The 13,061-nt window shown below is 59.3% G+C and carries 12 protein-coding genes and 2 pseudogenes; 9 read left to right on the forward strand and 5 right to left on the reverse strand.

The annotated features are described in order from the left end of the window. Positions 1 to 15: 15 nt before the first annotated feature. From ACF0H7_RS11155 to ACF0H7_RS11165, 3 genes and pseudogenes are all read left to right on the forward strand, one after another. On the forward strand, positions 16 to 924 hold the full coding sequence (locus tag ACF0H7_RS11155) for a LysR family transcriptional regulator (RefSeq protein WP_397452807.1): 909 nt from the start codon (positions 16 to 18) through the stop codon (positions 922 to 924). A 50-nt stretch (positions 925 to 974) separates the two neighbouring features. Beyond that, positions 975 to 1,098: pseudogene (locus ACF0H7_RS11160) on the forward strand (IS481 family transposase); the annotation flags it as partial. 150 nt (positions 1,099 to 1,248) lie between these two features. Then, a pseudogene (locus ACF0H7_RS11165) lies at positions 1,249 to 1,359 on the forward strand (LysR family transcriptional regulator); the annotation flags it as partial. 276 nt (positions 1,360 to 1,635) lie between these two features. On the opposite strand, the gene ACF0H7_RS11170 reads toward ACF0H7_RS11165, so the two are convergent. Next, entirely contained in the window at positions 1,636 to 2,541 is a 906-nt protein-coding gene (locus tag ACF0H7_RS11170; RefSeq protein ID WP_397452808.1) for a LysR family transcriptional regulator, read from the reverse strand. A gap of 123 nt (positions 2,542 to 2,664) precedes the next feature. Here ACF0H7_RS11170 and ACF0H7_RS11175 point away from each other — a divergent pair, with 123 nt between their 5' ends. The 3 genes from ACF0H7_RS11175 (at position 2,665) to ACF0H7_RS11185 (ending at position 5,238) form a co-directional block, all read left to right on the forward strand. Next, positions 2,665 to 3,579, forward strand: a complete 915-nt coding sequence (locus ACF0H7_RS11175) for a pirin family protein (RefSeq protein ID WP_397452809.1) — start codon at positions 2,665 to 2,667, stop codon at positions 3,577 to 3,579. 97 nt (positions 3,580 to 3,676) lie between these two features. Then, positions 3,677 to 4,375: a pirin family protein gene (locus ACF0H7_RS11180; RefSeq protein WP_397452810.1), complete on the forward strand. Its 699-nt coding sequence runs from the start codon at positions 3,677 to 3,679 to the stop codon at positions 4,373 to 4,375. Positions 4,376 to 4,377: 2 nt separating this feature from the next. Beyond that, positions 4,378 to 5,238 carry an SDR family NAD(P)-dependent oxidoreductase gene (locus ACF0H7_RS11185; RefSeq protein ID WP_397452811.1) on the forward strand — a complete coding sequence of 287 codons (861 nt, stop codon included), beginning with the start codon at positions 4,378 to 4,380 and terminating at the stop codon, positions 5,236 to 5,238. Positions 5,239 to 5,391: 153 nt separating this feature from the next. Here ACF0H7_RS11185 and ACF0H7_RS11190 read toward each other — a convergent pair whose 3' ends face one another. Next, positions 5,392 to 6,651 carry an MFS transporter gene (locus tag ACF0H7_RS11190; protein ID WP_397452812.1) on the reverse strand — a complete coding sequence of 420 codons (1,260 nt, stop codon included), beginning with the start codon at positions 6,649 to 6,651 and terminating at the stop codon, positions 5,392 to 5,394. A 73-nt stretch (positions 6,652 to 6,724) separates the two neighbouring features. Between ACF0H7_RS11190 and ACF0H7_RS11195 the strand changes: the two genes are divergently transcribed. Further along, positions 6,725 to 7,414, forward strand: a complete 690-nt coding sequence (locus tag ACF0H7_RS11195; protein ID WP_397452813.1) for an ArsR/SmtB family transcription factor — start codon at positions 6,725 to 6,727, stop codon at positions 7,412 to 7,414. A gap of 173 nt (positions 7,415 to 7,587) precedes the next feature. Here ACF0H7_RS11195 and ACF0H7_RS11200 read toward each other — a convergent pair whose 3' ends face one another. Continuing rightward, positions 7,588 to 8,571, reverse strand: coding sequence for a LysR substrate-binding domain-containing protein (locus ACF0H7_RS11200; RefSeq protein WP_397452814.1), 984 nt, complete (start codon positions 8,569 to 8,571; stop codon positions 7,588 to 7,590). A gap of 89 nt (positions 8,572 to 8,660) precedes the next feature. Here ACF0H7_RS11200 and ACF0H7_RS11205 point away from each other — a divergent pair, with 89 nt between their 5' ends. Continuing rightward, positions 8,661 to 9,572 (forward strand): DMT family transporter, encoded by a 912-nt coding sequence (locus tag ACF0H7_RS11205; RefSeq protein ID WP_397452815.1) that lies wholly within the window; start codon positions 8,661 to 8,663, stop codon positions 9,570 to 9,572. Between the two features lie 295 nt (positions 9,573 to 9,867). On the opposite strand, the gene ACF0H7_RS11210 is transcribed toward ACF0H7_RS11205, so the two are convergent. Continuing rightward, complete coding sequence (locus tag ACF0H7_RS11210) at positions 9,868 to 10,899, reverse strand: alpha/beta fold hydrolase (RefSeq protein ID WP_397452816.1); 1,032 nt, start codon at positions 10,897 to 10,899, stop codon at positions 9,868 to 9,870. Between the two features lie 232 nt (positions 10,900 to 11,131). Next, positions 11,132 to 12,049, reverse strand: coding sequence for a LysR substrate-binding domain-containing protein (locus ACF0H7_RS11215; protein ID WP_397452817.1), 918 nt, complete (start codon positions 12,047 to 12,049; stop codon positions 11,132 to 11,134). Between the two features lie 99 nt (positions 12,050 to 12,148). On the opposite strand from ACF0H7_RS11215, the gene ACF0H7_RS11220 reads away from it, so the two are divergent. Beyond that, a complete protein-coding gene (locus ACF0H7_RS11220; protein ID WP_397453880.1) occupies positions 12,149 to 13,012 on the forward strand; it encodes an aldo/keto reductase family oxidoreductase in 864 nt (287 codons plus the stop codon). Positions 13,013 to 13,061 lie beyond the last annotated feature (49 nt).

Raw genomic sequence — 13,061 nt, forward strand, 5'->3', positions numbered from 1 at the left:
ACACGGAATGCACCCATGCTTAATCTTCTTCAACTGGATCTCATGTCGTTGCGCCTTTTGGTACTGGCTGCGGATACCGAGAATCTGACGAAGGCTGCTGACGCAGCGCACCTCAGTGTGTCCGCCGCGAGTAAACGGCTCGCAGAGTTGGAGCGAGTGACTGACTGCACACTTTTCGTGCGCCTGCCCAGAGGTCTGGAATTGACACCGGCTGGTCGCGGATTGGCCGAGCACGCAAGACACATAGTGGAAAGCACACAACGCATGGCGTATGACGCCAGCGATTACGCGAGTGGCGTGCGCGGCCACGTCCGGCTGTTTGCCAACACGTCGGCCGTCATTCAGTTTCTGCCCAATGACCTTGCGCGTTTCCTCGAGGTAAACCCGCACGTGCGCATTGGATTCGAAGAGGCGCTCAGCGAAAAGACGGTGCAATCCATTGAGGACGGGGTTGCAGATGTAGGGATTTTTGCCGACAACGTGGCAGCCAGCAATTTGGACAAGCGCGTTTATCGACGCGACCGGTTGGTCGTACTGGTACCACAGGAGCATCCTTTGGCAGATCGCGGCAGTGTTTCTCTGTTGGATACACTGGATTACGACTATGTCGCATTGAATCAGGGCAGTTCATTACTTCGCCGCATCACAGACGCAGCAGCAAGCGCAGGCAGGCTTCTCAAAGTACGGATTCAGGTCAGCAGCTTCGACGGCATCTCTCGCATGATCGAAGCCGGTCTGGGTATCGGAATTCTGCCAATTGCCTCGTTACGGCCAGAGGTATTCGAAGGCCGTCTCCGAGCGATAACCCTTGAAGACGATTGGGCAACGAGGACGCTTTACGTGGGAGTGGCGAAAAACTCACGGCTTTCACCGGAAGCGACCAACCTCTTCAATTACCTCGCGACCGTTGAAGACGATCAGTAGATCCCGACAGACAGAGCGTTGAGCACTTCAAAGCTACCTGCTTAAGCGGCTCAGGACGTTGTTATCCAGAGAAGCTGCCAGAGATGAGCTATCCAAGTCACGTTGAGGCGTACGTGGTGGACGTCATGTGGCGTGGTAAACAAAGGGCGCCTCAGGATTTATGTGGGCAATGTCAGGTGTTACCGATGTGCCTGTACTTTTCTGTTACCTATGTGGTTGACCCGTACATCGTGGGCCGCTTGGGTGGTGATCAAAAAACGGGGCGGCGACGTCCAAAACCACTTCTTGGCTACAGATAAATAAATCCGTTCCGATTTTGTCCCGCCAGGCTTGAGCGACTTGGTGCCCCGGCTGGAGTCAGTGGACGACCTTGTACATTTCGCGCTGCTGCATCGTTCGGCGGACAAGCAAGCGTGGATCGACTGGCTGGCGGCGCGCATCTTGATCGGCGACTGTCGACCCATTGCGGACGGTCAGACTTCACTTGGGAAGCGCTAAACAAATATTCGATTCGTGGCTCCTCGACGTTTTCAGCCTGATTTCTACACCTGCGACTTCAGTTGCGAAACAGGGGTTGAGGTCTTCGTCCGTGATGCCATCGCGCTGGCCAACAGCGTCGCCTGGCAACAGCCGAGGAAGTTTGCGGCATGGGCACGGGCAAACGTCAACGTGCCGGCGTACGCTTGACGCAACCCGCACTACTGGCAATCGTCACTCCTGCGACGTGTCTGTCGCGTTCATCTTCTGGATCACCAATCCGATGAACGCCGACACGGCGAGTGGCAGTTGCCGGCGGCTCGGGTACAAGACATTCAAGCCATAACCTTTAGGACGGTACTGCGCCAGTACGGGAACCAGCGTTCCGGCCTCTACCTCAATCCCGGCCATCACGGGCGGGAGCAGGGCGATGCCGAGTCCGGCCAAGGCAGCCTTGCGCAAAGCCTGTGCGGTGTTGCCGCTGAAGCGCCCGATCACTTGCACGTCTTCTTCGCCATGGGGACCGATCAAACGCCAGATGGCGTGGCCGCCAGGTTGCGCGGTAACCACACAATCGTGGCTTGCCAGATCCTGCAGCGTACGTGGTGCGCCACGCGCTGCGATGTAGGCGGGGCTGGCAACCATCCCGACACTGCGTGAACCAACGATCTGACGGCCGACGTAACCTGAGTCGCGCAAAGGCCCCCCGCGAAAGGCGACGTCGATCTGCTCTGCGATCAGGTCGGCCTGCGCATCACTGAGCACAAAGTCGAGACGCACCCGCGGGTACGCAGCCAGAAACTCGCTCACCCATTCCATCTGGAAGAAGTCGAAGAAGTCGGCCGGGGCCGCCACGCGCACCAGGCCACTGGGTTCGTTACTGCCCGTCTTCAGTTCCTGTCCCGCTTCAAACAGACCGTCGATCGCGCCCACGCAGCGCTCATGTAAGTACTCTCCGGCACTGGTGAGCGTGAGTTTGCGGGTAGAGCGTTGCAGCAACCGCGTACCAAGTTGTTCCTCAAGCTGCTGGATGCGCCGACTCACAGTGTTGGGCGGCATGCCCAGTCGTCGCGCCGCCTCGGCAAAGCTGCCGCTGCGTACCACTTGTACAAACATGGCGATGTCGTTGAGGTCGAGCATGGCGGGTATTCCTAGTGTTTTTGGACGAGTGCAACCTAATTGTATCGGCTAATCAAGTAATCAGTGTGGCTCTATTGTTTGTGGCATCGGGCCGACAGGCTCCCACTGCCGTGAGCAATCATCGTGATCCTTGCGCAACGACCGCACACCGGAGCGTCCCCTGACGCCACACACGAAACCCTTACCCTCCGTGCAATCAGCTACCGCACCACCGGCAGTGGGCATGGCGCGATTGTCCGGCTGATGAGCCCTGGCGATCTGGGGCACCTGATCAAGCCTTTCGTTTTCCTTGATCTGTTTGAAGGCGAGAGTTCCTTCATCAACGGTATGCCGATGCACCCGCACTCGGGAATTGCCACCGTTACCCTCATTACCGAAGGCAACTTGCGCTTCGAGGATGCCGAGTCGGGCAAGGGCATGATCGACTACGGAGGTGTTGAGTGGATGCGCGCGGGCGCCGGCGTCTGGCACGGCAAAGAAATGTCGGTCGGCACGTCAAAGCGAATACAGGGTTTTCAGCTGTGGATTGCACTGCCGCCAGAGCTGGAAAACACCAGTGTCGACAGCCAATACCTAGAGTCCGGCGCGATGCCCGAGGTGGGGCCTGCGCGAGTGATTCTTGGTGCATACCAAGGGGTGAAAAGTCCGGTCCGCGCACCCGCCGGCATGAATTATTTGCTGGTCACGCTGCGGGCCGGAGAGTCCTGGCGGTACGTTCCACCCGAGGGGCATGAGTCATTGTGGTTGAGCGTCAGCCGCGGCTCCCTTTCGGCGCCAAGCGTGGTCATGGCGGGTGAAATGGTCGTCTTCGCTCCCGGCGACGGTGCGGTAACGCTCAAGGCCATGCACAAGGACACAGTCTTTGTGATCGGTTCAGCGAAGCCTCATCCCTATGAGCTGGCACTGGGGAACTACTCGGTGCATACCAACCGGCTGGCCCTGCGCGCGGGGGAGGCGAACATTGCCGAGATCGGTAGTCGGCTGCGCGAGTACCTGAAACAGCCCCAAGGATCTGACTCTATGCCGTTTTTTGAATAACCCCAGTCGAACCACCCTCAGGGCACCAGCGGTTCAACCCATCAACACAGCGTGGCCGACGCCTCGTGCGCGGCTGGAGCATTCTTCAGGAACAATAATGTTAGAGCATCGATTGAAGGCCGATCTCGGCGGTGGCGATTTTGGCTGGCTCAAGGCCCAGCATCATTTCAATGTCACTGCCGACGGTAATCCCGCCCACCGTCCGTTGGGGGCGTTGGTGGTCTGGAACGACGACGAGATTGCACCCGGTACTGGTTTCCCCATGCATGGCCACGAAAACATGGAGATTGTCAGCTACGTGCTGGAAGGTGCAGTGAGCCATCGCGATAGCGCGGGCGGGCAGGGCCGCACCGTGGCTGGCGACGTACAGGTCATGAGCGCCGGCACCGGCATCCGCCATGAAGAGCGCAATACAGAGCTCGTTCCATTGCGACTCTTCCAAATTTGGTTGCAGTCGCGCACACGTGGCGGCGAACCCCGCTGGGGCTCGCGTCCATTTCCAAAGGCTGAGCGGGCCGGTCAATGGGCCGTGCTCGCTAGCGGGATGCCTGGCGATGAACAAGCTTTGTCTATCCGTGCCGATGCACGTGTGCTGGGTGCATCGCTAAAGGCCGGCCAGTTATTGAGTATCGATTGCTTGAAGACTCGCCACGCTTATTTAGTGCCGACACTCGGTGCCGTGAAGGTGAACGGCGAAAGAGTGGAAGCAGGGAGCGGAATTGCAATGACCGACGAGGTGCTGCTGGTGGTCGAGGCCATCGACGATACTGAAGTGGTACTGGTCGAGGTGTGTTGAGCATGAATACGATCATCATGACCGGCGGTACTTTTGGTCTCGGCGCGGCAGCTGCTCAGTGTTTGAGCGCTTCCCCCGACACCCGATTGATCATAGGTGGCCGGGAAACCCACATACCGCTCGATCTTGCCAGCCAGAGCAGTGTCAGACGGTTCGCCCGGCAAGTCCTCGACACACTGGGCAAGATCAGGATCAACGCTTTGGTCCTCAATGCCGGGCTGAGCTTCCCGACCGAGGCGCGCACGGAAGACGGCTACGAAACCACGTTCGCGGTCAATCACCTGGGACACTATCTGTTGCTGCGTTTGCTCGCGCCGTCGCTGGCGCGCAATGCAATCGTGGTGCTGACCGCCAGCAATACCCATGATCCTCTGTATAGCCCGGTCGCGCCGTTCCCGTATGTTGATGCATACCAACTGTCGCAACTGGACCTCGGCAAAGATCCGCGTGGAGGCGTGGCCTTTGAGGCTGGTTTTCGTGCTTATGCCACATCGAAGCTATGCAATCTGCTGACAGCCCGAGCGTTCGCCCATTCAAACGAGGTCAAGGCTCGGCGTTTGCGGATTATCGCGTACAACCCGGGCTATACCCCCGGCACCGGCCTGGGGCGCAATTTGCCGAATGGTGCACTTCCTGGACTGTCCACGGCGCTGAGTCCGTACTTCGCAGAAAGCATGCGCATCCAGGCAGGAGAGGTCCTGGCCGATCTGGTGCTGGGTCGAATCGTTCCGCCGAAAGGGCATTTGTATGCGTCGTTGGTTAGAGGTCAACTGACATGGCCAGAGCCATCGGAACTGGCTCGCCGCGATGATGTTTCACAGCAACTGTGGCGTGACAGTGCGGTGCTGACGGCGATGGATTGATCCGCGCTCCCATAAATCACTCCAAACTTAACGCCAGTCTGATGTTTAATTTGGATGAGTGGTGTCTCGCACTGCACCCGTTTTTTTGTAGAGCAGGTTCACGTTGTCCAGCTTTTGCGCTTTATACGTGCGCGGATGACCGCTCCTGGCCGATTACTGCCCGTTGATCATGGCGTCGTTCTTCCGTGGTTGCTCTGAGCCTTTACCACCAATAAAAAGCGCAAGCATTGCAAGACTCTGAATGCCTCCAGCCAAAGCCAGTATCAATAATTCACCCTGTGCTCCTGCAAGCAGCGATTTAATGCCTCCAAAAAAAACCGGAGCAAAGGCGTAGCAACCCTGTGCAGTTGCAACGATCAGCGTAACCACGCGGTGAATTTGCTGGCGTGGAAACTCTGACTGAGCGATAAGCGGCGGCAGGGACGTTGCGTTGCCAATACCCATGCCGAAAAGGATCATGCCTATCCAAAGCAGTGCGGGGATTGCGCTTATGCCCATCAGGGTCAGGCAACCTGCCAACTGGCAGCCATAGCTCATGCAGGCAACCGTGCGGCGATTGGTGCTTGGCGATATCAGCCAGTTGGACAAAAACCTTCCCGCTATGGCGCTTGCGGTTGTCAGGCCCATTGCAAGGCCGGCTATTTCTTGCGTGACGTGATCGACCACCAGCAGGAACAACTGGCTGATCAGTCCGATCTGGGCGAACAGTCCAAGGGACATGGCTAACGCCAACGTGACGAATTGTCGATTGGCCCGCAGCGGTATCGCTGTGTTGCTTGGTGACTGTGTCAGCTTAGTCGGGTCTTGATGTGCGCCATCGGGGTATTGGCCGATCTGTACGGGTTGGATCTTGAATACTTTCAAAGAAAGCGCCCCAATAACCACGGTTGAAAGTATTCCCACCCCTATGGCCGACTGCTGGAAGCCAAACCTGCCAATTAGGTAGACCCAGGCAGATGAGAAGACGACGCCACCGATACTTGCGCCGTTGTAGGCCATGGCCAAGGCACCTGGACGCTTGCTCACAAACCATGGGGCGATGATTGCATTAACGGCGGCTGCGCCCATCGTTACCCAACCGAAACCGCTGAGGGTCGCGGAGATGAACAGCTGATAAGGCTGAGTGGAAATCGCCCATCCGTACACGCCGAGAGAGAGGATTGTTGCCCCTAAAACAGTCGTTAGGGGAAGGCCGGCACGTTTGTACAAAACAGGCAGGTTCACGACGATCAACGTGCCGGCCAAAAAGTGCACCGTCACGGCAGCAGAACACAAGGCCAATGACCAGCCGGTTTTCTGGATCACGGCGTACATGAATATCGGTGGGCCATAAAAACCAATTCCCCAGCCGAAAACAGCCATCAAAAATGTCGCCGCTAAGACCTTACCGCCAAAAAAGCTTGATTGACTCATCGATGTACTCCTTCACATGCGGAAGCCTCAGTATGATGACTGCGTACCTCGACACTTCGGGATTGGGTGAAATATGGATGTAGAAGCTGCGGAGCTTTCTCTGGCGGCAGTAGCCGGCGCAATTGCTGACCCAGCACGATCACGAATGCTGTGTGCGCTGCTGGACGGCCACGCTCGCACGGCGACTGAACTGGCCGCGCTGGCTGATATAGGCGCGTCCACAGCGAGTGGTCATTTTTTGCGATTGCGTGAGCAGGGCCTGGTGGAGATGCATGTTCAAGGTCGTCATCGTTACTACCGACTGTCCAATGCTCAAGTGGCCCAAGCGCTGGAGGCATTGCTGGCCATCTCCGATCACAGGGCGACAGCGTACAAGCCCGGAACGCCTTCTGCCTTGAAGCATGCAAGGACGTGTTACGACCATTGCGCTGGCGAAATCGCGGTGAGGTTGCATGACGCATTGCTCCGGGCGGACTGGATTCACATGCGAGAAAAAGACTACGGCCTCACTGAAAAAGGTACCGATCTGTTGGCCAGACTGGGGATTGACGTAGATTCCGTATTGCATCAACGCAGACGCTTGGCCTATCCCTGCATGGATTGGAGCGAGCGCGCGCCACACATCGGTGGTGCCTTGGGTGCAGCGTTGCTTGATTTGATGCTCAAGCGAGGCTGGATGAGCCGCCATCTTGATTCCAGAGCACTCACTTTGACAGCTAAGGGTGCAACTAAGCTGGCCAAAACATTTGGTTTTGAGCGCTGAAGGACCTCTTTCGACCCACAGCTGCCGGTCAGCGCCGGCAGAAATCGCCCCCAAAAGGACATACGAGCGAGCCAAAAGCGGCCGTTCGTCCTCGCGCCACATCAGCGCAGGTATTCAACCGTCTGATCCAACAGACGGCGATTTAGAAGCCATTTATTGCAATGGCACTCCACCTACACCCTCACCATCCGCTCAATCAGCGCGAGCACTTCGGGCCGGCTCTCTCCCTTCGCATGTACGAAGTAAAACCTGAGCGGTGATGCTACCTCGTGATGGCTCACACGTACGAGTCCGCTGCGCTTGAGATGCGAATCAGCGAACGGCGTGCGCGCCAGCGCTACGCCCAGCCTTGCCTCGGCGGCGGCCAGTACCAGCGTGTAGTCCTCGAAACGGCGGTCCTGGGGGCGTGGTTTGAGCGGGATGTTCAGCGCGTCGAACCACGCGCGCCAGCCGGTCACATCGGAGTCGTGCAGCAGCGGCACGTCGAGCAGCGCGGCGTCGCCTCGACGACGGATTTGTTCCACCAGATGCGCGGCCAACTCAGGATGCGCGACGGGATATAGCGTTTCGGTGAGGAACGGTTTGACCTCGAGTTGGCGCCAATTGCCTCGCCCATAACGAATTCCCAGATCTGCCTGCCCACCTGCAATATCTGCGTTGTGGTGATCGATATCGAGCTCGATACGCAGCGCCGGCGCTTCACTCTCCAAAGCGGCTTGGCGCTCGAAGAACCACAGGTTGGCGAATGAGGGAACCACACTCACCTTGACCGATCGCGGACTGCGCGGCGAGCGCCATTGGTTCGCCGCACCGTCGATGATGCCGAACGCCTGCTCGATCTGGCCGACGAAGCGTTGTCCGTCCGGCGACAGCCGCACACCTCGCGCGTGACGTTCGAACAATGTCATGCCGAGCCAGTTCTCCACGGCCGCAACCCGTCGGCTGATAGCGCCGTGGGTGAGACCGCAGACTTCGGCGGCCGCCAGAAACGAGCCCTGACGCGCGACGATGCAAACCGTTTCGAGGCTGGCAAGTGGTGGCCGCGCGGCTACCGCAGGCAACGAGGCAGGCGATGGCGCGGCGCCGGATGGAATCCGAGCATCTTGGTCGCTGCGCGTCGGCCCGCCTGCCTGCCGGCCTGAAGAGGTGTGAGCCATATTCACATCCAGTAGTTGATCTGCGCGCTAGCTTAGCAAATCGCTGCGCGGCACGATCCCGCCACGAATACATTCGGCAGGATCACACGATGAACACGCTCTCTTCGGCCACAAAACCCAGTACCTCACGCGATACAAGGCAGCCGCTGCTGGCAGCAGGCGCAGTCGTCTTCACGATTCTTTCGTGGGCGGCCGCTTTCCCATTCATACAGATTGGATTACAGGGCATGTCGCCGTTGCAACTCGCGGCGGGGCGTTTCGCCACCGCCGCGTTGCTCGTGATCGCTTGGCTTGCATGGAAACGGCCTTGTCTGCCGGGGTGGCGTGATGCTTTGCGCTTCATACTGTGCGGCTTTCTTGGCATCGCGCTGTATAACGCGCTACTCAACACCGGTGAGAAGACAGTGGCCCCGGGGGCGGCCAGTTTTATCGTCAACACCTTGCCGATTTTAACAGCCGTGCTGGCGGTCATATTTCTCGGCGAGCGCATCAACCGTTGGGGATGGCTCGGTTCACTGGTGAGTCTTGCCGGCATTGCCGTCATTGCGCGCGGTCAACCGGGCGGCTTGACGCTCGGCGGGGGCAGCACGCTCATACTCGGTGCGGCGCTGTGTGCGGCGAGCTACTTCGTCTTGCAGCGGCGGTTGATTCCGGTGTATGGAGCGCTGGCGTGTACTGCATACACACTGCTCGCGGGTGCGGTTCTGCTCACGCCCTGGCTGCCCAGCGCGCTGGGATCGCTTGGCGGCGCGCCAAACGGCACGGTGGTAGCGGTGCTGGTGCTCGGGGTTTTTCCGGCGGCACTCGGGTATGCCACGTGGACATTCGCGCTCGGTTATTACGGCGCGGCGCGGGCGGCGAATTTCCTCTATCTAACTCCCGTTGTGGCCACAGCTTTGTCGATATGGCTCACAGGTGAGCGAGCAGGCATCGCGACCCTGTTCGGTGGCTTGATGGCGATTGCCGGTGTGGCATTCGTGGCGTTGCGTGGGCGGCGGTAACTTTCAATCGAGACGCGGACGGGTCGCGAGGGTGTCGCATGCTGACAGTGGGGCTGCCAGCAGATGAGCGAAGTGCAACCGGCACGGCAATGCGGCCACAGGCCGCTTTTGGCCGATATCTGCCTATCGTCACCGCCAGCCACGGGCCAATACCTGCCCTTTACGGCAGGACACCCAACGCAACGTCGACCTAATGCCATGGACCGCCCTTAATGACCCCGATCGACAACAGCGCACGCCTTGGGAGTCCGTCACCAGGGCCTGCGCCAACATCGTCACCTCATTTCGCCAGCGATCAAAGATGATCCGCGTCGATCACCGCTTTAGCGAAGTCTTGCGGGGCTTCTTGCGGCAGGTTGTGGCCGATGCCGCCGTTGATCAGTCGGTACTCATACTTGCCGGTGTAACGCTTGGCGTAGGCCTCGGCCGGTGGATGCGGTGCACCGTTGGCGTCGCCTTCCATGGTGATGGTCGGCACGCTGATGGAGGGGAACGCGGCCAAGCGTTTTTCCAGAGGATCGTATTTGGTTTCGCCCTTGACCAGCCCCAGACGCCAGCGGTAGTTGAAGATCGAAACGGCAACGTGGTCAGGGTTGTTTAGCGCTGCAGCGCTGCGATCGTAGGTGGCGTCGTCAAAGTTCCACTTGGGCGAGGCCAGTTTCCAGATCAACTGGGCGAAGTCGTGCCGGTTTTTGTCGTAACCGAGGCGGCCTCGTTCAGTCGCGAAGTAGAACTGGTACCACCATTGCAGCTCGGCGGCGGGCGCCAGCGGGGTCTTGCCTGACTCTTGACTGCCGATCAGATAGCCACTGACCGCGACCAGCGCCTTGACCCGCTCCGGCCACAGCGCGGCGACAATGTCCGCCGTCCGCGCACCCCAGTCGTAGCCGGCCAGCACGGCCTGTTTGATCTTCAGGGCGTCCATGAAGTCGATGAGATCAGTGGCAAGCGCCGCCGGCTCGCCATTGCGTACGGTCTTGGAAGACAGGAACTGCGTGCCGCCGAAACCACGAGCATACGGGATCAATACCCGATAACCCTGCGCGACCAGGACCGGCGTCACATCGACATAGCTGTGAATGTCGTATGGCCAGCCGTGCAGCAGAATGACCACAGGCCCATCAACGGGGCCCGCCTCGGCGTATTCCACGTTCAGCAAACCGGCTTTCACGTGTTTCAGCGTACCAAATGAAGCGTCTGCGGTTGGCTTGACGCTGTCGGCGCTGACTGCCGTCGATTTAGCGGTCGTGGCTTCCGCGTGGGCGGCAACCGTGCCCAGGTTCAGCGTTGCAAACAGGCATAGGGCGAGCGTGGTTTTCGGGTTCATCCGGGCTTCCTCAGTCCAAGTGGCATCAAACATCCAGGTTCGAGGCGGGTATCGGTTGCCTCAATGGAGTCGATTACATATCGCTGAGGTATCCCGAATGTGTCGATGTGGACGGGATATCGCATTGGCAAGTGTCAAAACCACGCCTAGATACAGTGTGATACAAAGCCATCCCGGTGAAAGACAGGGTATACCCTTCGCGCCGACTGTCGAGTTGCACGCTGAGCCGAATTCAGACGTTCAGACGTTCACCGCCACCCGCCTTGATAAAGTCCACAAACGCGCGCAGCGGGGAGGGCAGGTATTGGCGTCCCGGATAATAAAGAAAGGGTCCGCTGAACGTCTGCCACCAGGGTTCGAGCAACGGTTCGAGTGCCCCGCTGTCCAGATGGGGACGCAGCCAGTCCTCGAACAAATAGATGATGCCCAGGCCATCGATGGCGGCCTGCACAGCAAGGTCCACGGCACCGCCAATCTTGACGATCAGCGGACCGCTGGGGTCGACACGGACGATCTCGCCATCACGTTCGTATTCCCATAGCGGCATGGCGCCGCTGGGAAATTTGCCGCGTAGACAGGCGTGTTCAAGCAGGTCCCGTGGGTGTTCAGCACGGCCTCTGGCATTCAGGTAGGCCGGTGAGGCGGCTGTTGCGCAGCGCTGAAGCCTGGGGCCGATGGGCACGGCAATCATGTCCTGCCCAAGTCGGTCATCGTAACGAATACCGGCGTCACAGCCTGCAGCCAGCATGTCGACAAAGCTTTCTTCGGCAACCACTTCCAGGCGGATGTCGGGGTAGGCGTGCAGGAAGGGCGTGATGATCGGCGGCAGGATCAATCGCGCGGCACTGAGGGGCACGTTGAGTTTCAGGGTGCCCGAGGGGCGGTCGCGGAACTCGTTGACCACGTCCAGCGCGGATTCGACTTCGCCCAGTGCCGGCACGATTCGCTCCATCAAGCGTGCGCCCGCTTCGGTGGGCGCTACGCTGCGCGTCGTGCGGTTGAGCAAACGTACGCCCAGCCGGGCTTCTATGCGGCGCACCGCATCACTGAGACTTGACGCAGATTTACCGCTCGTTCGCGCGCCTTCGCGAAAGCCGCCGGCTTTTACGACGGCCACAAAGGCCAGTAAGTCTTGAATATCCGTCGTCATTGTTCGCTCGTCCGTACAACCTGTGCCGATTGCACCCGATTATCAAGGAAGTGGTCAATGCCTATAGTGGCCCCACACACCTTGATAGAGGCACACGAGATGAGCAACGCCAGCAAAGCAGGTTCCTTCGTATTGGGCGACCGGACGGTCAATCGCATGGGCTACGGCGCGATGCAGTTGGCCGGTCCCCAGGTGTTTGGTCCGCCCAAAGATCCCAAAGCAGCGCTTGCTGTGTTGCGCGAGGCGCTGGCGGCGGGGGTGAATCACATCGATACGGCCGACTTCTACGGCCCCCATGTCACCAACCAACTGATCCGCGAAGCCTTGCATCCCTACGCTGCGCAACTGGTGATTGTGACCAAGGTCGGTGCCCAGCGCGGAGCCGATGCCTCATGGAATCCCGCACACAGCCCTGCCGAGTTGACGCGTGCCGTGCACGACAACCTGCGCAACCTGAGCCTGGACGTTCTGGAAGTGGTGAACTTCCGCGCATGGGGAAACATGCATGCGCCAGGCGATGAGTCCATCGAAGAGTCATTCACCGCGCTGGCTGAATTGCAACGTCAGGGTCTGATTCGTCACCTTGGGGTGAGTAACGTCACAGCCGCTCAGGTCAAGCAGGCGCAAGGGATTGCCGACGTTGTCTGCGTGCAGAATCACTACAACCTGTTCCATCGAGCTGACGAGCCACTGATCGCTGAGCTGGGCCAGCAGGGCATCGCCTACGTGCCGTTCTTCCCGCTGGGCGGCTTTACACCCCTGCAATCGGAAACCCTGTCGAGCGTCGCAGCGCGTCTGAATACATCACCGATGCGGGTGGCGCTGGCGTGGCTGCTGCAGCGTGCGCCCAACCTCCTGCTGATTCCGGGTACCTCCTCGGTGGCACATCTGCGGGAAAACCTGACCGCGAGTGAGTTGGTGATTGCACCGGAGATGCTGGTGGAGTTGGAAGGGGTGGCGTAGGGCGGCTACTGGTCGTAGTCGACCCAATTCGGCCGGTCGAATCAGGCAG

Origin of the sequence: Pseudomonas sp. NA-150, from assembly GCF_044336365.1 — a bacterium.
Taxonomy (GTDB): domain Bacteria; phylum Pseudomonadota; class Gammaproteobacteria; order Pseudomonadales; family Pseudomonadaceae; genus Aquipseudomonas.

What these genes read in the sequence shown, in the direction of transcription:
- ACF0H7_RS11155 (WP_397452807.1), top strand. Translation starts at nt 16, where the DNA reads ATGCTTAATCTTCTTCAACTGGATCTCATGTCGTTGCGCCTTTTGGTA.
- ACF0H7_RS11170 (WP_397452808.1), bottom strand. Translation starts at nt 2,541, where the DNA reads ATGCTCGACCTCAACGACATCGCCATGTTTGTACAAGTGGTACGCAGC.
- ACF0H7_RS11180 (WP_397452810.1), top strand. Translation starts at nt 3,677, where the DNA reads ATGTTAGAGCATCGATTGAAGGCCGATCTCGGCGGTGGCGATTTTGGC.
- ACF0H7_RS11185 (WP_397452811.1), top strand. Translation starts at nt 4,378, where the DNA reads ATGAATACGATCATCATGACCGGCGGTACTTTTGGTCTCGGCGCGGCA.
- ACF0H7_RS11190 (WP_397452812.1), bottom strand. Translation starts at nt 6,651, where the DNA reads ATGAGTCAATCAAGCTTTTTTGGCGGTAAGGTCTTAGCGGCGACATTT.
- ACF0H7_RS11195 (WP_397452813.1), top strand. Translation starts at nt 6,725, where the DNA reads ATGGATGTAGAAGCTGCGGAGCTTTCTCTGGCGGCAGTAGCCGGCGCA.
- ACF0H7_RS11200 (WP_397452814.1), bottom strand. Translation starts at nt 8,571, where the DNA reads ATGGCTCACACCTCTTCAGGCCGGCAGGCAGGCGGGCCGACGCGCAGC.
- ACF0H7_RS11205 (WP_397452815.1), top strand. Translation starts at nt 8,661, where the DNA reads ATGAACACGCTCTCTTCGGCCACAAAACCCAGTACCTCACGCGATACA.
- ACF0H7_RS11210 (WP_397452816.1), bottom strand. Translation starts at nt 10,899, where the DNA reads ATGAACCCGAAAACCACGCTCGCCCTATGCCTGTTTGCAACGCTGAAC.
- ACF0H7_RS11215 (WP_397452817.1), bottom strand. Translation starts at nt 12,049, where the DNA reads ATGACGACGGATATTCAAGACTTACTGGCCTTTGTGGCCGTCGTAAAA.
- ACF0H7_RS11220 (WP_397453880.1), top strand. Translation starts at nt 12,149, where the DNA reads ATGAGCAACGCCAGCAAAGCAGGTTCCTTCGTATTGGGCGACCGGACG.